The 22,830-nt window shown below is 57.5% G+C and carries 23 protein-coding genes and 5 tRNA genes; 19 read left to right on the top strand and 9 right to left on the bottom strand.

The window, feature by feature from the left end; all coding sequences use genetic code 11:
- Positions 1 to 188 precede the first annotated feature (188 nt).
- From ACTQ34_RS02790 to ACTQ34_RS02855, 14 genes are all read left to right on the top strand, one after another.
- Positions 189 to 2,105: a YgiQ family radical SAM protein gene (locus tag ACTQ34_RS02790; RefSeq protein WP_441362399.1), complete on the top strand. Its 1,917-nt coding sequence runs from the start codon at positions 189 to 191 to the stop codon at positions 2,103 to 2,105.
- A gap of 186 nt (positions 2,106 to 2,291) precedes the next feature.
- The gene (locus ACTQ34_RS02795) at positions 2,292 to 2,687 is read left to right on the top strand and encodes a MarR family winged helix-turn-helix transcriptional regulator (protein ID WP_441362400.1); all 396 of its coding nucleotides are present in this window, start codon (positions 2,292 to 2,294) and stop codon (positions 2,685 to 2,687) included.
- A gap of 58 nt (positions 2,688 to 2,745) precedes the next feature.
- The gene (locus ACTQ34_RS02800) at positions 2,746 to 4,098 is read left to right on the top strand and encodes an MATE family efflux transporter (protein WP_441362401.1); all 1,353 of its coding nucleotides are present in this window, start codon (positions 2,746 to 2,748) and stop codon (positions 4,096 to 4,098) included.
- 181 nt (positions 4,099 to 4,279) lie between these two features.
- A complete protein-coding gene (locus ACTQ34_RS02805) occupies positions 4,280 to 5,146 on the top strand; it encodes a class I SAM-dependent methyltransferase (RefSeq protein WP_441362402.1) in 867 nt (288 codons plus the stop codon).
- 46 nt (positions 5,147 to 5,192) lie between these two features.
- Positions 5,193 to 5,339 carry a hypothetical protein gene (locus ACTQ34_RS02810; RefSeq protein ID WP_373163916.1) on the top strand — a complete coding sequence of 49 codons (147 nt, stop codon included), beginning with the start codon at positions 5,193 to 5,195 and terminating at the stop codon, positions 5,337 to 5,339.
- 22 nt (positions 5,340 to 5,361) lie between these two features.
- Positions 5,362 to 6,210 (top strand): energy-coupling factor transporter ATPase, encoded by an 849-nt coding sequence (locus ACTQ34_RS02815; protein WP_441362403.1) that lies wholly within the window; start codon positions 5,362 to 5,364, stop codon positions 6,208 to 6,210.
- A 43-nt stretch (positions 6,211 to 6,253) separates the two neighbouring features.
- On the top strand, positions 6,254 to 7,123 hold the full coding sequence (locus ACTQ34_RS02820) for an energy-coupling factor transporter ATPase (RefSeq protein WP_441362404.1): 870 nt from the start codon (positions 6,254 to 6,256) through the stop codon (positions 7,121 to 7,123).
- Positions 7,123 to 7,926: an energy-coupling factor transporter transmembrane component T family protein gene (locus ACTQ34_RS02825; RefSeq protein WP_441362405.1), complete on the top strand. Its 804-nt coding sequence runs from the start codon at positions 7,123 to 7,125 to the stop codon at positions 7,924 to 7,926. Before ACTQ34_RS02820 ends, ACTQ34_RS02825 begins: the two co-directional genes overlap by 1 nt.
- Positions 7,923 to 8,693, top strand: a complete 771-nt coding sequence (truA, locus tag ACTQ34_RS02830) for a tRNA pseudouridine(38-40) synthase TruA (RefSeq protein ID WP_441362406.1) — start codon at positions 7,923 to 7,925, stop codon at positions 8,691 to 8,693. Before ACTQ34_RS02825 ends, truA begins: the two co-directional genes overlap by 4 nt.
- Before the next feature lie 74 nt (positions 8,694 to 8,767).
- The gene (locus ACTQ34_RS02835) at positions 8,768 to 10,030 is read left to right on the top strand and encodes a DUF5711 family protein (protein WP_441362407.1); all 1,263 of its coding nucleotides are present in this window, start codon (positions 8,768 to 8,770) and stop codon (positions 10,028 to 10,030) included.
- Positions 10,020 to 10,634, top strand: coding sequence for a CvpA family protein (locus ACTQ34_RS02840; protein WP_441362408.1), 615 nt, complete (start codon positions 10,020 to 10,022; stop codon positions 10,632 to 10,634). The genes ACTQ34_RS02835 and ACTQ34_RS02840 overlap by 11 nt, the downstream gene beginning before the upstream one ends.
- A gap of 35 nt (positions 10,635 to 10,669) precedes the next feature.
- The gene (locus tag ACTQ34_RS02845) at positions 10,670 to 12,970 is read left to right on the top strand and encodes an ATP-dependent Clp protease ATP-binding subunit (RefSeq protein ID WP_441362409.1); all 2,301 of its coding nucleotides are present in this window, start codon (positions 10,670 to 10,672) and stop codon (positions 12,968 to 12,970) included.
- Between the two features lie 111 nt (positions 12,971 to 13,081).
- On the top strand, positions 13,082 to 13,579 hold the full coding sequence (locus ACTQ34_RS02850; RefSeq protein WP_441362410.1) for an RNA polymerase sigma factor: 498 nt from the start codon (positions 13,082 to 13,084) through the stop codon (positions 13,577 to 13,579).
- 3 nt (positions 13,580 to 13,582) lie between these two features.
- Positions 13,583 to 14,959 carry a DUF4179 domain-containing protein gene (locus tag ACTQ34_RS02855; RefSeq protein ID WP_441362411.1) on the top strand — a complete coding sequence of 459 codons (1,377 nt, stop codon included), beginning with the start codon at positions 13,583 to 13,585 and terminating at the stop codon, positions 14,957 to 14,959.
- Positions 14,960 to 15,048: 89 nt separating this feature from the next.
- Here ACTQ34_RS02855 and ACTQ34_RS02860 read toward each other — a convergent pair whose 3' ends face one another.
- The 3 genes from ACTQ34_RS02860 to ACTQ34_RS02870 form a co-directional block, all read right to left on the bottom strand.
- Positions 15,049 to 15,744: a hypothetical protein gene (locus ACTQ34_RS02860; protein WP_441362412.1), complete on the bottom strand. Its 696-nt coding sequence runs from the start codon at positions 15,742 to 15,744 to the stop codon at positions 15,049 to 15,051.
- Positions 15,745 to 15,867: 123 nt separating this feature from the next.
- Positions 15,868 to 17,547, bottom strand: coding sequence for a sensor histidine kinase (locus tag ACTQ34_RS02865; RefSeq protein ID WP_441362413.1), 1,680 nt, complete (start codon positions 17,545 to 17,547; stop codon positions 15,868 to 15,870).
- On the bottom strand, positions 17,531 to 18,229 hold the full coding sequence (locus ACTQ34_RS02870; protein ID WP_441362414.1) for a response regulator transcription factor: 699 nt from the start codon (positions 18,227 to 18,229) through the stop codon (positions 17,531 to 17,533). Before ACTQ34_RS02870 ends, ACTQ34_RS02865 begins: the two co-directional genes overlap by 17 nt.
- A gap of 176 nt (positions 18,230 to 18,405) precedes the next feature.
- Here ACTQ34_RS02870 and ACTQ34_RS02875 point away from each other — a divergent pair.
- The 5 genes from ACTQ34_RS02875 to ACTQ34_RS02895 all read left to right on the top strand — a co-directional run bounded on the left by ACTQ34_RS02875 (position 18,406) and on the right by ACTQ34_RS02895 (position 19,070).
- A tRNA-Gly gene (locus ACTQ34_RS02875) sits at positions 18,406 to 18,479 on the top strand.
- Between the two features lie 34 nt (positions 18,480 to 18,513).
- Positions 18,514 to 18,590 (top strand) — tRNA-Arg (locus ACTQ34_RS02880).
- A gap of 25 nt (positions 18,591 to 18,615) precedes the next feature.
- A tRNA-His gene (locus ACTQ34_RS02885) sits at positions 18,616 to 18,692 on the top strand.
- Positions 18,693 to 18,767: 75 nt separating this feature from the next.
- Positions 18,768 to 18,842, top strand: a tRNA-Gln gene (locus ACTQ34_RS02890).
- Positions 18,843 to 18,994: 152 nt separating this feature from the next.
- Positions 18,995 to 19,070, top strand: a tRNA-Lys gene (locus ACTQ34_RS02895).
- Between the two features lie 89 nt (positions 19,071 to 19,159).
- On the opposite strand, the gene ACTQ34_RS02900 is transcribed toward ACTQ34_RS02895, so the two are convergent.
- The 6 genes from ACTQ34_RS02900 to ACTQ34_RS02925 form a co-directional block, all read right to left on the bottom strand.
- On the bottom strand, positions 19,160 to 19,336 hold the full coding sequence (locus ACTQ34_RS02900; RefSeq protein WP_441362415.1) for a hypothetical protein: 177 nt from the start codon (positions 19,334 to 19,336) through the stop codon (positions 19,160 to 19,162).
- A gap of 137 nt (positions 19,337 to 19,473) precedes the next feature.
- Positions 19,474 to 20,916, bottom strand: a complete 1,443-nt coding sequence (locus tag ACTQ34_RS02905; protein ID WP_441362416.1) for an N-acetylmuramoyl-L-alanine amidase family protein — start codon at positions 20,914 to 20,916, stop codon at positions 19,474 to 19,476.
- Positions 20,917 to 20,925: 9 nt separating this feature from the next.
- Positions 20,926 to 21,189: a phage holin gene (locus ACTQ34_RS02910; protein ID WP_441362417.1), complete on the bottom strand. Its 264-nt coding sequence runs from the start codon at positions 21,187 to 21,189 to the stop codon at positions 20,926 to 20,928.
- A gap of 12 nt (positions 21,190 to 21,201) precedes the next feature.
- The gene (locus tag ACTQ34_RS02915; protein WP_441362418.1) at positions 21,202 to 21,645 is read right to left on the bottom strand and encodes a hypothetical protein; all 444 of its coding nucleotides are present in this window, start codon (positions 21,643 to 21,645) and stop codon (positions 21,202 to 21,204) included.
- A gap of 102 nt (positions 21,646 to 21,747) precedes the next feature.
- The gene (locus tag ACTQ34_RS02920; protein WP_441362419.1) at positions 21,748 to 22,155 is read right to left on the bottom strand and encodes a putative ABC transporter permease; all 408 of its coding nucleotides are present in this window, start codon (positions 22,153 to 22,155) and stop codon (positions 21,748 to 21,750) included.
- A complete protein-coding gene (locus ACTQ34_RS02925; protein ID WP_441362420.1) occupies positions 22,152 to 22,829 on the bottom strand; it encodes a DUF4376 domain-containing protein in 678 nt (225 codons plus the stop codon). Before ACTQ34_RS02925 ends, ACTQ34_RS02920 begins: the two co-directional genes overlap by 4 nt.
- Position 22,830 lies beyond the last annotated feature (1 nt).

The raw sequence follows: 22,830 nt of genomic DNA on the forward strand, positions 1-22,830 counted from the left end.
CGGAGGGCGGTTATTTTTTTATGGTCTTGATGACTTCCAGCAGAATAAGTAGCAATACAATCTGCAAAATCTGATCCATAAACATCACACTCCTTTCCATGGAGTGTGGTCAACCGCCTGCCGTTTGCGACAGTGCCTTGTCCATATAATAGCCAAACCACCTCTATTTGTAAAGGGAAAGGAAAATGATGAACGGTTTTCTCCCGATAAACAAGCAGGATATGCAGGATCGCGGCTGGTATTACTGCGATTTTTTGCTCGTCACGGGCGACGCTTATGTCGACCACCCTTCCTTCGGAACTGCCATTATCTCGCGCGTTCTGGAGGACGCTGGCTACAAGGTCGCCATCCTCAGCCAGCCGGATTTCCATGACGAGCGCGACTTTGTCGCCATGGGCCGCCCGCGCTATGCGGTGCTCATCAACGGCGGCAACATCGACTCGATGGTCGCGCACTACACCGCTGCCAAAAAGCGCCGCTCGGACGACGCTTATACCCCCGGCGGCAAGGCCGGCAAACGGCCCGACCGCGCAGTGACGGTCTATGCCATGCTTGCGCGGCGCGCATTCCCGGATACGCCTATCTATCTCGGCGGCATTGAAGCCAGCCTGCGCCGCTTCGCGCATTACGACTACTGGGCCGACCGCGTCATGCCCTCAATTTTGGAATCGACCGGTGCAGATGGACTGATGTTCGGCATGAGTGAGCACTCGGTTGTAGAACTCGCAAACAACTTAAAACACGGCAAAAAGGGAGCGGACGCTTGCGTCGGGGTACGTGGTACGGCCTATATGGCGCATGACGCATTCGGCTTGGAAAATGCGGTAGAGTGTCCGTCCTACGAGGACGTGTGCGTGAGCAAGCCGGACTACGCCCGCTCGGTCAAGCTCCAATACGACGAGCAGGACGCGGTGCGCGGCAAAACGCTTTTGCAGCGCCACGGAAAGCGCGTACTCGTTCAAAACCCGCCCGCCCGTCCGTTGACCACGGAAGAAATGGATCACGTCTATGCCCTGCCCTACATGCGCACCTATCACCCGTCCTATGAGGCGCTGGGAGGCGTGCCCGCAATTCAGGAAGTGCAGTTCTCCATCATCCACAACCGCGGCTGCTTTGGCGCGTGCAACTTCTGCGCACTCGCCTTCCATCAGGGGCGGTATATTCAGGCGCGCAGCCACGAAAGCGTGATTGCGGAAGCCAAACAAATCGTGCGGATGCCCGGCTTCAAGGGTTATATCCACGATGTCGGCGGGCCGACGGCCAACTTCCGCTTCCCGTCCTGCAAAATGCAGGAGGAGCACGGCTTGTGCAAAAACAAGCGCTGCCTGTTCCCCACCGCCTGCAAAAACCTCGAAGCCGACCACACGGACTACCTCAATTTGCTGCGTGAGCTGCGCCAAATCGAAGGCATCAAAAAGGTATTCGTGCGCTCCGGCCTGCGCTATGATTATATGATGGCTGACCGCAACGACGCTTTTTTCCGGGAGTTGGTCGAACACCATATTTCGGGCCAGCTCAAGGTTGCGCCTGAGCACATGAGTGATAACGCTCTGTATTATATGGGCAAACCATCATTTTCCGTATATGAAAAATTCCGTGAGCGATACGCCCGCATCAACCAGAAACTCGGCCGCAAGCAGTACCTTGTCCCCTATCTGATGAGCTCACATCCCGGCGCGACGTTGGACGACGCAATTCTGCTGGCGGAATACCTCAACCGCGTCGGCTATATGCCCGAGCAGGTGCAGGATTTCTATCCCACACCGGGCACGCTGTCGACCGCGATGTACTACACTGAAATCGACCCACGCACGATGAAGCCGGTCTATGTTGCCAAAACGCCTGAGGAAAAGGCCATGCAGCGCGCGCTGCTGCAATGGCGGCGTCCGGACAAGCGGCCGATTGTGCTCGCCGCGCTCAAAAAGGCCGGCCGCGAGGACCTGATTGGCTTTGGTAAGGACTGTCTGATTCGACCCGCACGCGGCGAAAAGCCGCCTGTATCGTCCGCTCGTGCGGCAAAATCCGGCAAGAGCGTGCGTCCTGCGGCACACCGCCCAACCGCACCAAAGAAAAAAGGTTGGGCCAAGGCCAAACGTAAAAAATAATCAACATTTACGCAAAACTGCACAATCCAGACCGCCCGCTTTGCGGGCGGTCTGCGCGTTCCGCCGAAACTGTTTACAATCCGTTGACAGCAGGAAACTATCCTGTTAAAATTTATGTAGCAAGCTACTTAATGAAGGGAAGGATATCTATTGGGCAGTCCGGTATTTCCCGGCGAATACATCAAAATGATCAGCATTCAATTCATGGCGCACGCGGACGCGGCACTGCGCCCGCTTGGCCTGACCTGCGCGCAGAGCGACGTGCTGCTGTACCTAAACATGCGCGGTGAACAAGAAACCACCGTGCAGGACATTGGCCAGCATTTCCGACTCAAGCACCCGACCGTGATCGGCTTCCTGCGGCGGCTGGAGGACAAGGGCTTTGTTACAACCGCTGTATCCGAACGCGACCGCCGCTGCCGTATCGTCCGGCTGACGGACAAGTTCAGCGAGGTACAGCGCGTCATGAACGACATCCGCCTGTATCTGGACGCGCAGGCGTCCCGCGGCTTTTCCGAGGCGGAAATGGCACAGCTGGAAGAATATCTGTCCCGCGTCTACCGCAATATCAGCGAGGGCTGATATTTTTTCGTCCATTTATGTAGCTACCTACATTTATATAATTACAGGAGGTAATATAATGAGAAATAATAGCGATTCTGTATTCCGTGATGCCCCTATCCCCAAGGCTGTCGCGCAAATGGCCGTGCCAACCATGCTGAGCATGCTGGTGGTCGTACTGTATAACATGGTCGACACCTTTTTCGTCGGCCAGACGGGCGACGCCAATCAGGTGGCGGCGGTTTCGGTGGCAACGCCGGTGTTTCTCATCCTGATGGCCTTCGGCAACATGTTCGGTATCGGCGGTTCGTCTCTCATCTCTCGCCTGCTGGGCGCAAATGAGGGCGAACGCGCCAAAAAGGTCAGCGCGTTCTGCTGCTACGGTTCGCTTATCTGGGGCGTAATTATGATTTTCGTGTTTCTTGCCGCCATGCCGTTCATCCTGTCGGTCATCGGCACCAGTGAATACACCATTGGTTATGCCCGCGACTACCTGTTCTGGATTTCGCTCGGCGCGCCATTTATCATTTTCGCTAACGGCTTCTGCAACCTGATTCGCGGCGAGGGCGCAGCCACCGCCTCCATGATTGGCAATATGGTCGGCACGGTGGTCAATATCATCCTTGACCCCATTATGATTCTCGCACTGGGCTGGGGCGTTGCGGGCGCAGCCATTGCAACGGTCATTGGCAACATCTGCGCCTGCTTTTTCTACCTGTTCTACTTTCTGCGCGGCAAAACCGTGCTGTCCATCCACCCGCGCGACTTCGCCGTGCGCGGCATCATCGGCGGCGTGATCTCCATCGGCCTGCCGGCCTCGCTCAACAACATTCTGATGAGCCTGTCCAACATCCTGCTCAACAAATACCTTGCCGGCTACGGCGACAATGCAGTCGCGGGCATGGGCGTTGCCATGAAAGCCAACATGCTGGTGGTGTTCGTCCAGCTTGGCCTTGCGATGGGTGTGCAGCCGCTCATCGGCTTTGCCTACGGCGCAAACAACATCCGCCGTGTACGCGGCGTAGTCAACTTCTCGGCTGTCTGCACGACCATTATGGGCGTGATTCTGACCGTTATCTACTGGTTTACCGCCGATTCGATTATTTCCATCTTTATTGACGACGCTGCCGTTATTGAAGCAGGCGTGCCCATGCTGCGCGCGCTGATGTTCTCCGCACCGGTGCTGGGCATCATGTTCGTGCTGCAAAACGCCCTACAGGCGATGGGTCGCGCAGCCGCGGCTCTGGTGCTGGCTGTCAGCCGTCAAGGTTTCATTTTCGTCCCTTGCGTCATCATTGCGGGCGCTTATCTCGGCATGACCGGCATCATTTTCTCCCAGCCGGTTGCCGACCTGTTCTCGGTAGTCATGAGTATCGTCATGTTCATCGTCATCGCTCGCCGCTTGTCCCATACATCCGAAAACAAAGCCTAAGCACTTTTCCCCCTTGTGCGCACATACCCGCTTGGAGCGGGTATGTGCGCTTTTTTTGCTGTTTTACCTAAAGCCACGATTTTAGCTGCGCTTCTTTTTTGATTGCACGCGCCGCAGTTTGGTGTTAGAATAGAGACTGATATATTGTGTAAATCTCACATCTGAATGAGGGATATCTTTTATGTGGATCGCAAACAACTGGAAAGAATACGCCGTTATCGACTGCGGCGGCGGCGAAAAGGTGGAGCGATGGGGCAATCAGGTGCTGGTGCGCCCCGACCCGCAGGCCATCTGGCCGCGGGCAGAGGGCTGTCGCGCCTGGGACAAGCCGAACGCCATCTATCACCGCTCCAAGGCAGGCGGCGGACAATGGGAGATTCGCAAGCTGCCCGAGCAGTGGGCGATCCATTACGGCGACCTGACCTTTCAGCTCAAGCCCATGAGCTTCAAGCACACCGGCCTATTCCCCGAGCAGGCCGCCAACTGGGACTTTATCGACCGCATGGTGCGGGGCGCAGGCCGTCCGGTCAGCGTCCTCAACCTGTTTGCCTACACGGGCGGCGCGACGCTTGCGGCGGCGAACGCAGGCGCGTCGGTCTGCCATGTGGATGCGTCCAAGGGTATGGTGCAGTGGGCGCGTGAAAACGCCGCGTCCAGCGGCCTTGCTGAACGGCCCATCCGCTGGATTGTGGATGACTGCAAAAAGTTCGTTCAGCGCGAAATTCGGCGCGGCCGCAAATACGACGCCATCATCATGGACCCGCCGAGCTACGGACGCGGCCCTTCGGGTGAAACGTGGAAAATCGAAGAGGACGTGGCCGACTTCGTCGAGCTGACCATGGGTGTTTTGTCGGATAATCCTCTGTTTGTGCTGATTTCCAGCTATTCGACCGGGCTGGCCCCGTCGGTGATGGCCTATCTGCTGGGCATCACGGCGGCAAAGCGCGCCGCGGGACACATTGAAGCGCAGGAGCTTGGCCTGCCGGTCGAGGCAACCGGACTGACGTTGCCGTGCGGCTCAAGCGCGCGGTTTATCGCAGAAACCTGAAACAGACAACCATCAACCGGGATAGAGAGATAAGGAGTTGAATGTTATGCCTTCCATGCTTCATTTTACCAATGTTCTTTTCTCACTGATTGTCGCCTTTGTGCCGATGGCTATCGGCCTGCTGCTGCTGTATTTTGTTATTAAAAAGGCGGTTAAGGATGCCATCAACGAATCCAACCGACCGAAATTCTAATTTTTTGCAAGGACGAAAAGCGATGTCTGAAATCATCAAAACCGAAAACCTGCAATACGCCTACCCCGTCGAGGAAGGGCAGCTTGCCGTACCCGTGCTCAAGGGTGTGAACCTGTCCATCCAGCGCGGCGAATTCGTCGCGGTGCTGGGGCACAACGGCTCGGGCAAAAGCACGCTCGCAGGGTGTTTCAACGCCATCCGCCTGCCGACCGGCGGCGTATGCTATGTGGATATGATGGACACGCGGGACGAGAACAACACCTATGAGGTGCGCAAGACCGTCTCGATGGTGTTCCAAAACCCGGACAATCAGTTGGTTGCGACCGTGGTTGAGGAGGATGTGGCGTTTGCTCTCGAAAACATGGGCATTCCACCCGCAGAAATCCGCAAACGCGTGGACGGAGCGCTCAAGGCTGTCGGCATGTACGAATACCGCGCGCAGGCGCCGCACCGTCTGTCCGGCGGACAAAAGCAGCGCGTGGCCATTGCGGGTGTGATTGCCATGATGCCGCGCTGCGTCGTGCTCGACGAGCCGACCGCTATGCTCGACCCGCAGGGCCGGCGCGAGGTGATGGCGGTTGTGCGCGAACTGAACCGCAAATTCGGCATCACGGTCATTTTGATTACCCACCATATGGACGAGGCCGTGCAGGCCGGGCGCGTGGTGGTCATGCACCAGGGCAATGTGCTGATGGACGGCACGCCGCGCGAAATTTTCACGCAGGTGGACACGCTGCGCGCCGCGTCGCTGACCGTGCCGCAGACCATCGAGGTGCTGTACGACCTCGACCGGCAGGACGGCGCGGATTTACCGATTGACGCGCTTTCTGTGGATGAGTGCACCAACATCCTCGAAACCTACCTACAGTGAGGCGTGCGCCCACTGATTTTTGACACACGGGAGGACGAATCCTTTGTCAACCATTCTGGAAACACGGGGCTTGACCCATATCTATGGCGCAGGCACCCCTTTTGAGCGCAAAGCGCTCGACCACGTCGACTTGAAAATCGAAAAAGGCGAAATTCTGGGCGTTATCGGCCACACCGGTTCGGGAAAAAGTACGCTCATTCAACATTTTAACGGTCTTTTAAAGCCCGATGAAGGCGAAGTGCTGCTGGGCGGTCAATCCATCTGGAACGAAAAAGGCAAATGCGCCAGAGAAACGCGCTTTCGCGTCGGTCTGGTATTCCAGTACCCGGAATATCAGCTGTTTGAGGAGATGATTGCCCGAGATATCGCCTTCGGCCCGACCAACATGGGGCTGAAGCAATCCGAGATCGATGAGCGTGTCATCGAATCCATGCGCGCGGTCGGGCTGGACGAAAGCATGGCGAACCAGTCGCCGTTTGCGCTGTCCGGCGGACAAAAGCGCCGCGTCGCCATTGCGGGCATTCTTGCCATGCGGCCGGAAGTGCTCGTGCTGGACGAGCCAACCGCAGGCCTTGACCCGCAGGGCCGCGATGAAATCCTAGGTCTTATCCGCGACTACCACCAGCAGTCGGGCGCAACCGTTCTGATTGTGTCGCACTCGATGGAGGACATCGCGGGTCTGGCTGACCGCCTGCTCGTGATGAATCACGCGAAAGTCCTGTTCTGCGACACGCCGCGCGCGGTGTTTTCGCACGCAAATGAAATTATCGCGGCAGGACTTGACATCCCGATGATTACCAAGGTGATGCTGGAGCTGAAAAAACGCGGGTATGACGTGGACACCTCGGTCTATACGGTGCAGCAGGCGCTGGACGCACTGCGCGCCTGCAAAGCGAAAGGGGGCGCGCGCTGATGCTCAAGGATATTACCATCGGTCAGTTTTTCCCCGGCGACAGCGCCGTGCACCGACTCGATCCCCGCGTCAAAATTGTGCTGACGGTCGCGTTCATCGTACTGCTCTTCCTTGCAGAAGGGCCGATTTCCTATGCGCTGATTGTCGCATTTCTAGCTATTATCATCGGCATTTCGCGCATCTCCCCCAAGCTGGTTGTGCGCGGACTGCGACCGATTCTGTTCATTGTCGCTTTCACAGCGGTACTCAACCTGTTCTATACACCGGGTGAGTATATCTGGCAGTGGGGCTTTCTGCATATCAGCCGTGAGGGCATCCGCACAGCGATTTTCATGGTCATCCGCCTGATGCTGCTGATTATTGCAACCTCGATGCTGACCTATACGACCAGCCCTATCCAGCTGACCGACGGCTTGGAGCGGTTGCTTTCGCCGCTCAAAAAGCTGCACGCTCCCGTGCATGAGCTATCCATGATGATGTCGATTGCGCTGCGCTTTATCCCCACGCTTATCGAGGAGACCGAGAAAATCATCTCGGCGCAGAAAGCGCGCGGTGCGGATTTTGAATCCGGCAGTCTGGTGCAGCGGGCAAAAGCCATGATTCCCATTCTGGTGCCGCTGTTTATCTCGGCATTTCGCCGCGCGGACGAACTGGCTACCGCCATGGAGTGCCGGCTGTACCGCGGCGATGTGGGCCGCACTCGCATGCGGCAACTCAAAATCGCCCGTGTGGATATCTGCGCGATGCTGATCTGCGCGGCGATGTTCGCGGCGATTCTTCTGCTCCGGCGGTACGGCCTATGAACATTGCAGTGATTTTGTCCTACGACGGAACGGCCTACAATGGCTGGCAGATACAGAAAAACGGCCCGTCCATTCAGGAATCCATGGAAACCGCGGTTTTTCGGCTGCTCGGCCAGAAGGTGCATGTTTCCGGCGTCGGGCGCACGGACTCAGGCGTGCACGCGCGCCGTTATGTCGCAAACTTCAAAGCGGACTGCACCATCCCGATGGACCGCCTGCCCTATGCGCTCAACAGCTTTCTGCCGGAGGATATCGCGGTTTCGGGTGCAGTAGAGGTGCCGGAAGACTTTGACGCGCGCTTTGACTGTACCAAAAAGGAATACGCCTATTATATTTTCCCGTCCACCCTGCGCAACCCGTTCCACGCGCGCTACGCCTACCGATACAACTATCCGCTCAACATCGAGCGCATGCAGGCCGGCGCGCAGCGCTTTGTCGGGAAACAGGACTTTGCCGCTGTGCGCAGTCAGGGCACGCCGGTCAAAAGCACGGTGCGCACCATCTTCTGGTGCGAGGTCGAGCCGGCGGACGACTTAATCCGCATCCGTGTATGCGGGGACGGCTTTCTCTATAATATGGTGCGTGCCATCGCGGGCACACTGACCTATGTCGGCGGCGGCAAGCTGACGCCGGACGACGTGACCGCTATTCTGCGCGCGGGCGACCGCGAGCAGGCCGGCCCTACCCTGCCCGCCTGCGGCCTGTTCATGAACCGGCTGTGGTACGAGCACACCCCCGAGCTTGCCCGCTTCCATCTGGATGCGTAAGCGGCTTTCGGATAATTTATTTTTTATTCACATTTTCCACCCCCAAACGCGATACAATGAGGAGACGGAACAACATGAGCGAACAACAGCCCACCAAGTCCAAACAGAATATCATCCGTTTCCCGTCCTCACGGAAGGAGCGCCGCCGTCTGCTGCGCGAAAGCAAGGACCCTCGCGTACGCTTAACCGCGCTGCTGCGCTCGGTATGCGGCTGGCTGCTGGTGGTCTGCACGTTCCTGTTCCTGCTCTCCAACTACCGGCTGTTCTCCCCCACCTCCATCCGCAGTCTTGCGGAATATGCGGTGGCAGGGTTTAAACAGCACGAGGGGGACATCACCACCATCAATTATGAAAACGGCACGTTTTCGGATGCCGCGCTGTTTGAAGCGGGCATTGCCTATGCGGACAACGATTCCCTGTTCCTTGCGCGCCCCGGCAGCGTGACCACGATGAAATACACGCTGGGATATTCCTCCCCTGTAGTGGAGGCCAGCGACGATTATGTGCTGGTATATGACCGCGGCGGCATGCAGGCGGTGCTGACCAACTCCGCTTCAGCGGTGGCCGAGCTGACCCTCGACTCTGCAATCCTTACCGGCAGCATCGGGCAGGACGGGCGATTTGTACTGGTGACCGACGAACAAGGCTACCGTACTGCAGTCGCTGTCTATGACACCTCCGGCAAGGAGGTATTCAAATACCAGTCCTCGGAATACTATATCGTATCGGCTGATCTGTCCCCGGACGGCAAAACGCTCGCCGCACTTGCCTTCCAGCAGGATGGCGTCGCGCTCAACTCCTACGTGCTGTTCTATGATGTGTCCAGCGGTTCGCTCGATGCAAAAGCGACGCTGGAGGATACGCTTGGCATGGCGCTTTGCTATCCGGAAAGCAATACCGCCGCCGTTCTGTGCGACGATGGATTGTACCTGATAGACCGCAGCGGTGAAACCGAGCACACGCTCACCATCGCTTCCAGCGACCTCATCTCTCTGACCGCACACGACAACATGCTGGCCATTGCCACACGCTCCTATTCGGGCGGCGCGCGCAGCGACCTGTATACGATACGCGGCGGCACGCTGTCCGGCCCCTACGCGCTGGCGGAGGAGCCCTCCGCGCTGGCGATTTCCGCAGCGGGAACAGCCGTTCTGAGCGCTTCTGGCGTGACCGTTTATGATACGTCATTCCGTCCCCAGTGGCGCAATACCGAAGCGGTGGGCGCGCGTCGCGTACTGCTGACCGACGACGGCACCGTATGCGCTCTTTACACCAAAAATGCGCGTCTATTTACCGCGCATTCCGAACATTCCGAGGAAGTTACCAATGCCAACTGACGTTTTATCCGTTCTCACCGACCTGTGCAACCTGCCCGACCTGATTATTCTGGCAGTTTTGCTTATCAATCTCATTCTGGGTTTCCTGCGCGGTTTTTTCGGTGCGCTTACCGGATTGGTCGGCCGCGTAATCGCGGTAGCCGCCGCCTTTTTTGCGGCCCGTGCTGCCGCGCCCTATGTTTCGGAATGGGTTGTCACTCCAATTGTCGGTGATATATTTGAAAAACGGGCGGGCGTGAGCGGCGCTGTCGGCGCGTTGGACGCGCTGCGTCAGACCGCGACCGAAGCCGCTGTCTCCATGGCAGAAAGTGTGGCGTTCGTACTGCTGCTCATCCTATTTTGTATTCTGTTCGGCTGGCTGGTTGGCCTAGCCGCCAAAAGTCTGCACGCTATCGCACATCTGACCCCGCTTGGCATTCTCGATTCGCTGGCGGGCGGTGCGGTTGGGCTTGTGGCCGGCGCTGTGCTGATTTCTTTGATATTACTGGGCGTCTGGTGGGTCTATCCCATTGCCTATTCCCCGCTCGGCTGGCTGTCTCCCGAACGGGTTTCCCACAGTCTGCTGCTGGCGGCGCTGATTGACGTGCTGCCGGTCGCCATCTGATTTTGTTTTCCCACTTCCCAAAAGGAGTTTTTCTTATGAATATGCCAATGTGCTCGCGGTGCAAAAAGAACATCGCAGTGGTGTTTATCACCAAAATCGAAGGCCCGGATAAGACCACGCAGGAGGGGCTGTGCCTCAAGTGCGCGCGCGAGCTGGGCGTCAAGCCACTCGACAACATCATGGAACAAATGGGCATCACCGAGGATGACCTCGAAGCCCTTTCGAGTGAAATCGGATCGCTGTCCGACTTAAACGACCTGGTCACCGCCGGTGCGGACGGATCGGACGACGACGCGCCGCACGAAACCGACCCCATTTCCAATCCGCCTGCTCCTTCGTCGCTGCCGCCGCAGCGGCCGCTGCGCGGTGGAGAAGGCGCGCGCACACGCACGCAGGCGCCTCCGCGTGATGACAAGAAGCGCAAATACCTGAATAACTACTGTGAAAACCTGACACGCAAAGCCGCAGAAGGTCGAATCGACCACATCGTCGGCCGCGACCGCGAAACCGACCGCGTCATTCAGATTCTCAACCGCCGCCAAAAGAACAACCCTTGTCTGATTGGCGAGCCGGGCGTCGGCAAAACGGCTGTTGCGGAAGGGTTGGCCGTGCGCATCAACGAGGGGCGCATCCCATTCAAGATGCGGAATAAGGAAGTGCATCTGCTCGACCTGACCGCACTTGTCGCGGGTACGCAGTTCCGCGGCCAGTTTGAGAGCCGCATGAAGGGTCTGATTGACGAGGTAAAAAAACTCGGCAATATCATCCTTGTTATCGACGAGGTGCATAATATTGTCGGCGCAGGCGACTCGGAAGGCTCGATGAACGCCGCGAATATCTTAAAGCCCGCGCTTGCCCGCGGCGATATTCAGGTCATCGGCGCAACGACGCTCAAGGAGTACCGCAAGCACATTGAGAAGGACGCCGCGCTCGAGCGACGCTTCCAGCCGGTGTATATCGGGGAGCCGTCGGTCGCAGAGACAACCGAAATCCTCAAAGGCATCCGCTCGTATTATGAGACTTTCCACGGCGTACAGGTGCCGGACGATATCTGCCGCCGTGCCGCCGAAATGAGTGAGCGCTATATCACCGACCGTTTCCTGCCCGACAAGGCCATCGACCTTATCGATGAAGCATGCTCGCGGCTCAACCTGGATTCGCCGCAGCTGTCCGAAATCCCCGCGCTGCAAACCGAACTGGAGGGCCTGCAAACCCAGCTTGACTTGCTGACCCAGTCGAGTGCACGCGATGAGCAGGAGGACACCTACGCCCGCATCGCGTCCTGCCGTCAGCGGCTGCTACAGGTCGAAAGCCGGCTGCATGAGCTGATGTGTAAGCCCGCGCCCACAGTCGACGAGCAGATGCTTGCCTCGGTCATTGAGCTGTGGACCGGTATCCCGGCTGCCAAGGTCGCGGCCAAAGAGTCCGCGCGTCTGCGCGGCATGGAGGAGCGCCTGAAAAGCCATGTCATTGGACAGGACGAAGCGGTCGACGCGGTCTGCGCGTCCATCCGCCGCTCGCGCGCGGGCATCAGCCCCAAGCGCAAACCTGCGTCTTTCCTGTTCGTCGGCCCGACCGGCGTGGGCAAGACCGAACTGGTCAAGCAGCTTGCGCTCGACCTGTTCGACTCGCCGGACGCGCTGGTGCGACTGGATATGTCGGAATATATGGAAAAACACACGGTCTCCCGCCTGATCGGTTCACCTCCGGGCTATGTCGGCTATGATGAGGCCGGTCAGCTGACGGAAAAAATCCGCCGCCGTCCGTACTCGGTCGTGCTGTTCGATGAAATCGAAAAGGCACATCCGGATGTTCTCAACGCACTGCTGCAAATTCTTGACGACGGCCGTCTGACCGACGCGCAGGGCCGCGTGGTCAGCTTTGAAAACACGGTCATTGTCATGACCTCGAACGCCGGCTCGCAGACCGGCGGCGCGCCCGCAGGCTTCGGCCGCACGGTCAGCCAGCAGAGCCGTGAGCGCGCGATGAAGGCGCTCGAGGACATCATGCGCCCCGAGTTCTTAAACCGCATCGACGAAATTATCGCCTTCAATCAGCTCACTGAAGCGGACTTCCGCCGCATCTCGGTCATCATGCTGAACGAACTGCGCGACAATCTGGCTGATAAGGATATCCGCCTGACGTGGGACGACAGCCTGCTCGACTGGCTGGTCGAAAAATCCTTCTCGCTCAAATTCGGCGCGCGCAACCTGCGTCGCCTGATTGAAAAAGAGGTGGAAAACCCGCTGGCGACTGCCATCGTCACGGGCGAACAGCCGCTCAAGGGTGCCTATCTACGCGCCGAGGACGGCAAGCTCATCATCGACACGATTTAATACAATGCCGCCGGGCTTTGGTCCGGCGGCAAATTTTTTCTTCTTCTCCGGGAACAATCCCCCGCCTCCGTGCATCCTTAAAGTGTCCGGACAACGAGACGAGGTGATACAATGGAAATGCTGCTAAGCCAGATACAGGACGACCCGCGTGAGCGCTTTACCGCCGCTGTGACCGAACACCGCCGCGCGATGTACCGCGCCGCCCGCGCGATGCTTGCGAGCAACGCAGATGCGGAGGACGCAGTCAGCGAAGCCATCTTGCGCGCGTGGCAGGCCTTCGGGCGACTGCGCGACGAGAAAGCGCTCAAGGGCTGGCTGATTATAATTACGGTCAACTGCGCCTATGAGCACCACCGCCGCAGCGCGCGTGTGACCTATACGGACGACTTGGAGCCGCTTGCCGGCGGCGCAGAGGATAAGCACGACTTTACCCTATGGGACGCGGTGTGCGCCCTGCCCGAGGACTACCGCGTAGCGACCGTACTGTTCTATTATGAGGATATGACGACCGCCGAGATTGCAAAAACGCTTGGCGTGCGCGAAGGGACAGTGCGCAGCCGCCTATCCCGCGCGCGAAACCGCCTGCGCACGCTGCTGGAGGAGGAATGAGACATGACATTTGACGAAAAGCTCAAGGCGCGCGCACAGCGCGAGGACAGCCCGATTCCCAAGGGCTTTGACGAGCGCATGGACGCGCTCTTGCACGACCTGCCGGAGCAGGTGACTCCCATCAAAAAGCGCCGCGCACCGCGCACCGCCGTCTGTATCGGCATTGCCGCTGCGCTGGTGGTTGGAGCGGCGGCGGCAGCGCCGACCGTGCTGGAAATGGCACGCAACGCCATCGGCTACTTTACGCAAAACAGCGGCTCGGAGTATACCGAATATCAGGGCAAATACGAGAAATACAACGCCGCCGTCGGCATGAGCGACACCAACGGCGACCAGACGCTCACCATCGACAATATCGCCGTGGATGACAGCTATATGCTGGTGTTCTATACGCTCAAAAGCAAAACACCAATCGAGGTAATAAACCGCGAAAACGTCCCGCTTTCTACCCGTATCGACTGGACTGCGCCTTTCTTCTCTGTAGAAGTCAATGGAAAGCAGCTCGACACGACCGGTACAATCGAAAACGAGACAACCATGCCAGACGAATATACTCTAACAGGTGTAAACCGCATCGTACTGAAGGAGGAGCTGCCTGACCAGTTCGATTTACTGCTACAAGCGCGTGGCGCAGCCAACATTAGCATAGCTAATTTCCGATTCGAGATGTCGGTAGACAAGAGCGCGGTCGCAGTCGAAACGCTGACCGTCGAACCGAAGCAGGATTTCACCGTCGATTTTTCCACAGAATATGACGGGCAAACCTATCATATGCACTATGAACCACGCATTGAGCGTGTTTCGATCTCGCCGTTCGGCTCGACCATCACGCTGAGCGAACAGGCGGAGGCTCCCATGACCAATTTTGTCCTGCGCGACGACAAGGGCAACTACCTGCCGGTCATCTCGAACGGCAGCGTCGGCGGTGGTATCAGCCGCGCGTCCAACAGCTTCGAGTTCCTCGGCGCAGGGATGGATACCCAGTCGGTCACGCTGATTCCCTGCATTGGCCCGTATCGCTCACACGAGGTCAAGGGTACGCTGGACAGCCTGCCGCTGACCGATGACAGCACGGGCGGCTATACGCTCGAAAGTCTGGACGTTGGCGAGCACCGCGCCGTTGCAACGTTCTCTTTCCATGGCCCGATCACGGAAAGCAACGCGCAATTCTTCCTGCTGAATGCGGACGGCACGGAACTGGATGCCGACTGCTATATCGACTATGCGTATGATCGCGAAAACAGCCTGTGCATCACGACGATCGAATACCCCGACGCAACACCTGAGCAGATCGCACAGATCACCAGCGTATGCTTCTGGCAGCCGGACGACGATCTGGAATTGCTCGAAGATCAGGCGGTCACCATTAACCTGCAATAACGCGAAAAAGCCACCCGAACGGGTGGCTTTTTATATCGGATACCAGCAGACAGCAAAAAACAGCCGGTTTCCGGACCGGCTGTTTTCTCTTATGCCACAGACTGGAACTGGCTGGGTGCCTGCTCCTGCTGCTGATACATCTGCGCAGCTTTCTCCTGACGCGTGGTGGTGCGGGTCGTGCCGCCGGAGACGTAAACCCTGCCGCACTCGGGGCAGATAGCGGTATGTATCGTGACTGACTGGCTGACTACCTCCCGACCTTCCTGCTGTGCCTTGGACTGCTCCCGGCTTACATGCTCCTGCTCATGGCTGCGAACAGCGGAAGCCGCCGCCTCAGGGGCGATATTGGTTGGCGTTTTATACGAAACGCCGGGGTCATCCGAACCATCCTGATATTTGCGCTCCTTACAGGTCTGGCACTCGCTTTCCTCCATGACCTCTTGCGCAGACTTGGTTTCCGACGCGGCCTGTCCTTCCGCCGCAGCGGCATCCTCGGATGCCGCCTGACCAGTGCCATCGGCATACTGAATACGGCCACGGACAGCCCATTCAACCGGGTCTACGCCCTCCCGCTGAGAAGGAAGCTGAGGCCCCTCCTGCTCCGGTACGGCCTGCGCCGTGTCCGGCTGTACCGCAGCCACCGCCGGTACCGGGGAGACAGCTGTGGTTTGGGCAGGCTGGACGGAACCGATTGGCACCATACTGCGCGCACCGGCGGCCTGTTCGAGGTATGCGGACGCATATGCACTATTGCCGCCGAACCCTACTGCATTCCAACCAAACATGTTTCTCACCCTTTCCGCGCATCATACGTTTTATTTGTACTACCAGTTTACCCCATTTGGTCACAATTCTCAAGCGTAATCTGCACAAAAAGGAAAAATGTTTGACGCATGGACAAGCGTCTATCATGCCTTGCCGAAACGGAACCAGAAACGCGGCCCTGCGGGTGTATTCTCTGCACCATAGGCGTAACCGTGCAGGTCGAATACGGTTTTTGCAATCGACAGCCCCAGCCCGTCGCCCTGTTTGCTGCGTGCCGAATCAGCCTGATAATACGCCTCCCACAAGCGAGGCAGCGCTGCGGGAGGAATTGCCTCACCCGTGTTGATTACCGCGCACACGCCTTTCTCGATGCGCACGGTGATGCTGCCATCCGGCGGGGTGTGCTGCACCGCATTCTCGAGCAATGCGTCGAGCGCACGGATAAGCAGCGCGCGGTCGGCCTCGGCCTCATCTGGTCCATCCACCACAACCGACGTGTGCAGACGGCTGTCCGGCGGGACGGCGGCATCCAGCCGCTCACGCACCAGGGCGGAGAGAGTCACCTGCGCACGCCGCAAGGCTTTCACGCCCGCCTCCAGCCGGGACAGCTCCAACATGTGCCGCACGCTGCCGTCCATGCGCTGCGCCTGCTGCCGGATGACATCCAGATAGTGCGCGCGCTTATCTTGCGCCATGTCGTCGGAGAGCAGCTCGGCGGTCGCGGACAGCACAGACAGCGGCGTTTTCAGCTCGTGCGCGAGCGCAGCGGTTGTGTCGCGGCGCGCCTGCTCGACGCGCTCCTGCTTGCGCCAGACGCGCAGCAGTGCGAGGGCCAGAATAGCGGACATGGTCAGCATGGCCAACAAGCTCATCCCGTAAACCGTCTTCAGCTCATCCATCGCGTCGCGCAGCGGATAGTACGACCAGATGTAAACCATAGAATAGTCCGTCGGCTCCATGGTGACCATATCCTGTCCGAGATAGCTGCCAACCTCCACATAATAATGGAAAATCGTATTATTCTCGTTCCATGCACCGATGACAAAATTCATATTCTCCACGCCCTGCGCCAACGTCATCATGCGTGTACGCATCTGCGCCAATTCCTCAGAATCCCGCACCTTAACATAGCCCGAAACGCCGTCCTCCACATCAAATCCCGATAACGTGAAGTTATCGGGGATATGACCCATCAGACATTCAAACGGCTGGTCGTTCCAGAACAGGCCGCTGGTGTCGATATCCGGCTGGCGCTCCATCAGCACGGTTTCGCCGTCCAGTTCGGTTTCCATAATTCCGCCGTCCTCGAGCACATGATACTCGGATGTGGTATAGGTCAGCCGGTAGGGAATGAACATACCGTTGTCCTGCCAGCCCTGATAATACAGCTTGTGAAAGGTATTGCCGGTTTTCACCGGGTACGCTTTGCGGCTTTCCTGCTCTAACCGGATGAGCTGAAACACCTCTTCCTCAGTCAGCCAACGCTCCAAATCGAGATACAGTCCCGTCCCCAGGCTGTAATAATTGCCCGACGCCGCAAGCAAATTGCGCTCTTTGTCGAAAATACCGACCATTGTCAGCGGCTGCGTTTCCTGGTTGCAGATGTAATATTGCATCCTGCCGTATCCGATCTCTCCTTGCTCCGTTTCGTGATTAGCTGTATCCAGCAACTCATTGTAGTCACCGCGCGTTTCGCGCGCCTCGTCCAGCTTGCGCTGTGCCGTCACATAGGTGAACACGCCCATCACCGCCAGATAAAACGCCAAAAACCCCGCGCTCACGCGCCAGAAGAAACTCCAGAAATTCCTATGCTTGCTTTTCATCTCCATCCACCTCCAATTTGTAGCCTTGCTTGACCACAGTTTTGATACAACCCGCGTGCGCACCAAGCGCTTTTCGCAGCTTTTTGATGTGACTGTCCACGACGCGGTCTGTGCCGTCAAAATCCCAGCCCCACGCGAGATTTAACAGCTCGTCGCGCGTCAGCACGCGGTTTTTGCGCTCCATCAGCGCCCGCAGCAACGCAAATTCTTTGGGCGGCAGCGCAACCGGCTGCCCGCCTACCGTCACCGTGCCGCGCGCGGGGTCGAGAACAAGCGTACCCGCCGCCAGCACATCTCCCTGCGTCAACCCCTTGGCGCGGCGCAACAGCGCCTGCGCCTTAGCGTACAGCACCGCCAGCGAAAACGGCTTGACCACATAGTCATCTGCGCCGAGGCCGTAGCCGTGCAGCTTGTCCTGCTCGTCCTCACGTGCCGTGACGAACAGGATGGGCATATCCCCCCGCTGCCGCGCCACACGGCACAGCGCAAAGCCGTCCGTTCCCGGCAGCATCACGTCGAGCAGCAGCAAATCGAACGCACGCTGCTCAATGAAAGTGAGTGCGGTGTCACCATCTGGCGCTGCCACCACCGTCATCGCGCCGCCGCTCTTTTCGGTAAAATAGTCGGCAACCACCTCACGCATGGCAGGCTCATCCTCCGCCAGTAAAATCGTGTATCCCACGCTGCATCCCCCCTTCATGCTTTCAGTATACCATTCCCTTATGCCCTTTTGATGACGTGCAAACCGCTTTTTGAAATTTTTCAATATGGCCGATAAAATTTTCTTGAAAGAAAATAAAAAAATCTGTTGACAAAATCCGCATTCATTGTTATACTGTTTAAGCGTCAGAAAAACCCGCGGGTGTAGTTCAATGGTAGAATGTCAGCCTTCCAAGCTGAACACGTGGGTTCGATTCCCATCACCCGCTCCACTTCTTTCAGGCATCGGGTTGCCGGAATTGATATGCGCCAGTAGCTCAGCCGGATAGAGCAACTGCCTTCTAAGCAGTAGGCCGGGGGTTCGAATCCCTCCTGGCGTGCCAAATTCCGCTAGCGAAACAAAATATGGTGGGTATAGCTCAGTTGGTTAGAGCATCGGATTGTGGTTCCGAGGGTCGAGGGTTCGAGTCCCTTTACCCACCCCATATGACCCTATGACGCGCTGCCTACCGCAGCGCGTTATGCTTAGGGTACGGCCTGTTTTTTGATTCAACGGATACAGGGGCGTCGCCAAGCGGTAAGGCATCGGCCTTTGACGCCGACATTCGCTGGTTCGAATCCAGCCGTCCCTGCCATTGTATCTTCTGTGACCGGATTCGAAAGGCGGCTCTTGCAAACAATCCGGTGGATTGTTTGAACCGCCGTGGCTTTTCCGCAGAAAAGCGAATCCAGCCGTCCCTGCCATATCTATCCGCACAAATCCGGCATCCATGACACAACCCAATATGACCCAGTAGCTCAGTCGGCAGAGCACCTGCCTTTTAAGCAGGGTGTCCGGGGTTCGAATCCCCGCTGGGTCACCAAAGCAAACCCGTCACTTTCGTGACGGGTTTGCTTTATTTCTCTTTCTTTTCAGTATTTAAAAAACCAAACAGTTCATATTTTGTATAAATTATTTTAATAAATTTAACGCAGAACAGCAAAGAAGAACAAAAACATTAAAAATAGCGTGTTGCAAATTCGTTGCAAATTCTCTATTGACTTCGTTCTTTTCTAAAAGAGCAGCTACACCGAATGTGATTACAAATACAACAATAGAAATCCATATTGCCCACTTTTGCTCTTTCATCTGCAAAACCTTCCTTTTTACAGTTACATTTATTATAACATACCATTTCACTTTTCCATATGTTTCATCTTGCATTATAAGCATAGGGAAGCCCCGGCCTTTCGGCCGGGGCTTTCCCGTGTCCAAATTGAACACCGTTATTTGCTCTCTGCTACCTCCGCGCGACGCGCAACAATCGCCGCCTGCAGCGCCTCATGGCGCATGTTGACGTCGTTCGGATTGTCCGCTGTGCCGCCGTTGATAGCGCCGCTGTCGAGCATCTCGCGCACGTCCTGCTGCCAATAGCTCGGCACGTCGTCGATGGTCTTGTACAACGGGTTGACCTTATTGTACATTGCTTCAAATTCTGCCTGTGTCATACTATCTGCTCCCTTCTCCAGCTCTGCCAGTTCATCGTCCGGTGCTTCCTCCGGCTCGTCATAGGCCAGGCCCAGCGTGTCGAGGATACCCTTGGCGTAAGCCACGCCGAATGCCTGCTGCTCGGCCAGCGTGTCCGCCTGCGCAGCATCGGCCTTGGTGTCTACGAACACTCCCTCGACGATGACCGCAGGTGCGACCGTCTCTCGGATGAACGCATAATAGTCGCCGCTCGTGCCCTGTCGGGTTTTCACGCCGCGGCTGTTCTGGCCCATGGCCTTGACATGCTTCTCGATGTTCTGCGCAAGCGTCTTGCCCGTGCCGCCGTGGATCGTGTGAAACACCTCGAAACCATCGCCACCGCCGCTGTTATTGTGGACGTCAATTGCCAGATCGGGCGCGTAGGCGTTGCACTCCGCAACCTCCTCATTCACCGCATCATCCTCGTCTTTGGTGCGGCTCATCTTGACATCCACGCCGTAGGCGGTCAGAAAATCACGGCACGCGATCGCCATCGTAAGATTGACGTCCTTCTCAACCAGATAACCAACCGCGCCGGGGTCGCTGCCGCCGTGACCTACGCCGATAAATACCTTTTTCTTGCCCATAGGTTTTTCCTCCTTGTTTTTCTTTCTCATACATACTACGCTGCACACCGGCCTGCCGTCCGCGCCCTCTTTCTCGGGTGCGAACAGATAGCCGTCGCTCACGCGGTACATGCCGGTGCTGCCACCCGCGTCCTGCACCAGCAGGAGTTCGATTGTGTACCGCCCGGCGGCATAGCGCGCCACCTGCTCCTCGGTGCAGCCGTCCGAGGACTGCACGACGATGATGCGGCCGTCGGCGAGCATGCCAATCATGTTGCGGCTGCGATAGGTGGACTTGTCCAGCCCGGACAGCACCACGCCGTCGCGCACTGCAACCTTCACGCCCGCAACCACATTGCCCTCGCTGACGGTCAGATGCTCGGCCGTGCCGCCGTAGCCGCAGTCCACGTTCTTGGCGCGTAAGTATTGCAGCGTGCGGCCTTTAATCACACCGTACTTGTCGCTGCCGCTGCCGGTCATGTTGAACAGACAGAGGTTGTACACCACGTCGGCCTGTTCCTCTGCCGCCCACTGTTTGAGCGTCTTGGCGGGCTTGCTGGCCGCGCCATAGGGCGCAGCCGCAAACCAAATGTCATATTCCTTGGGGTCGTAAATATCGCAACGAATGCTGCTCATGTCTGCACCTCACTTTTCCAGCGGCTTGTCGTAGGTCATGGCGCGGTCAGAGTCGGTCAGGCCGCTGGTTGTCGGGTCGATGAAAACGCCCAGCACTGCCAGCGCCATCGTGACCAGCTGCACCGGATTATTGAGAACGGATTTCATTCCCTCCCATACAGCCGGCCAGCTTGTGAACGACTGAGGATCTACGCCAATCGCGGTGATAGCCACCGACGCAACGCTGACCCAAAACCACGGGTTTCTGAATCTTACCGGAATGTTTACCTTCATTGTACTTCCTCCTTATAAAAAGTCATGTTTTTGCAGCCGCTCGGCATAAACGCGCTTGATATTTGCGACCGCGTGGACTGCTCTGTTGTTTTGATAGTCCGGATGCGCGCGGCAAAACGCCTCATATCCGTCTATCTCGGCGAGAATTTCAATAAATTCCTCGCGCGTGTGCGGGATGTCCCGCAGCAGCTCATTGTTGAACCGCAGAATCTTCGCGCGGTGCATGTCCGCATCGCGCTCGTCATCGAGCTTGATATGGTCATCCAGCCGCCGCTGCGTGTCACGTTGCACCCGGCTGATGTCATCCAGCCGCGCGATGACGTCGCGGTTGATGACGCTGCCGAGTGCGCGCGCAATCGCCGACCACGGGTTGACTTTAATCGGCGCAATCTCGACCAGCGACAGCACCAGAAAAAGCAGGCCGCTCCCGCTGGCGAATAGCTCAAGGATATTCATACTTCCTCCTATGTACCAAGAGAGACAACGGCCTCCCCTCCTCTCTACTTCCGCGCCCTGTGTGGGCGCTTTTTTACATCCTTTGGTCAACCCGGCAAGAAATCACCTCCCCCGCCGGTGCGTAAGCCACGCCGCCAGTCGGTGTAGGGCGTTCTCCAGCCACACTGCCGCTGCGCTGAGGAAAAACCACGCGACCGCGAATTGCAAACACACCTGTCCCCAGAGGTTTAACGGCATGTCGGAATAGTCCCACACATTCCAGCCCAGCCAGCGGTTGACCACCAACCCCACCAGCAGCTCCAGCACGGTCACGATCGCCGCGCCCTCCAGCATTTGCAGCCACATCGGCGGATGGTCTTGCCACTCGTCGAGCAGGCCGATGAGGGCGAAGCACACCCCGCCCAGAACGCCCATACTCCAGTGGGTGTATCCGCGCCACAGGGTTTCGATACCCATGTACACCACGCCGCCGATGACGGCGAGCACGATATGTAACAACAGTTTTTTCACGTGACAGCCTCCGTTTCCGCTACCGCGCCCGCCTGCGTCAGAATCTCCTGCATGTGCGCCGCGAGATCGTCCGGCAGCTCTGCGCCGTAGGTGATGCCCGCCAGCTCTGCCGCGTCCGCGCGCCGAATCCATTCAAACAGGTGGTTGCAGTAGGTTGTGTGGTAAATCTTATGCGCGATACCGGCCTGCGCAATCGCTTTGATTTCGTCCGCCGTGAAAATGCGGCAAAGCGTGTCGTCTGTATGGTATAGGTAAACAGGTGCGCCCTTGTCAATTTCATTTTTCGCGGTTGTCAGGTTGATCTGGTCTTTCTCGGTCAGCGAGAAATGCTCTGTGCCCTGCGTGGTCTCCACGTCCATACCTGCATAGATGGCGGCTTCACTTGCCGCGGATATTTCGGCATGCTTGGCTTCTCGCAGGCTCGGCAGCCTGTCCGCCGCGATCTCCTCCTCGCTGCGCAGCACCGGCTTACCGTCTACGAGTTTATAACGCGGAATGCTGTCGTCGGTATACAGTCCACCATCAAAATAGTGACTTTGACAAAGGTTATATTTGTCACCCGCTCCCTCGTCGATTTGCACCCATTCTGTGAGATTGCAAGGTGTCGTTATACCACCCTCGCATCGAATGATGCGGCTATATGTATCTGCTTTAACATAAACCTTTGATAACATC

It is taken from the genome of Agathobaculum sp. LCP25S3_E8 (assembly GCF_052117165.1).
In the GTDB taxonomy this organism is placed as follows: Bacteria; Bacillota; Clostridia; order Oscillospirales; family Butyricicoccaceae; genus Agathobaculum.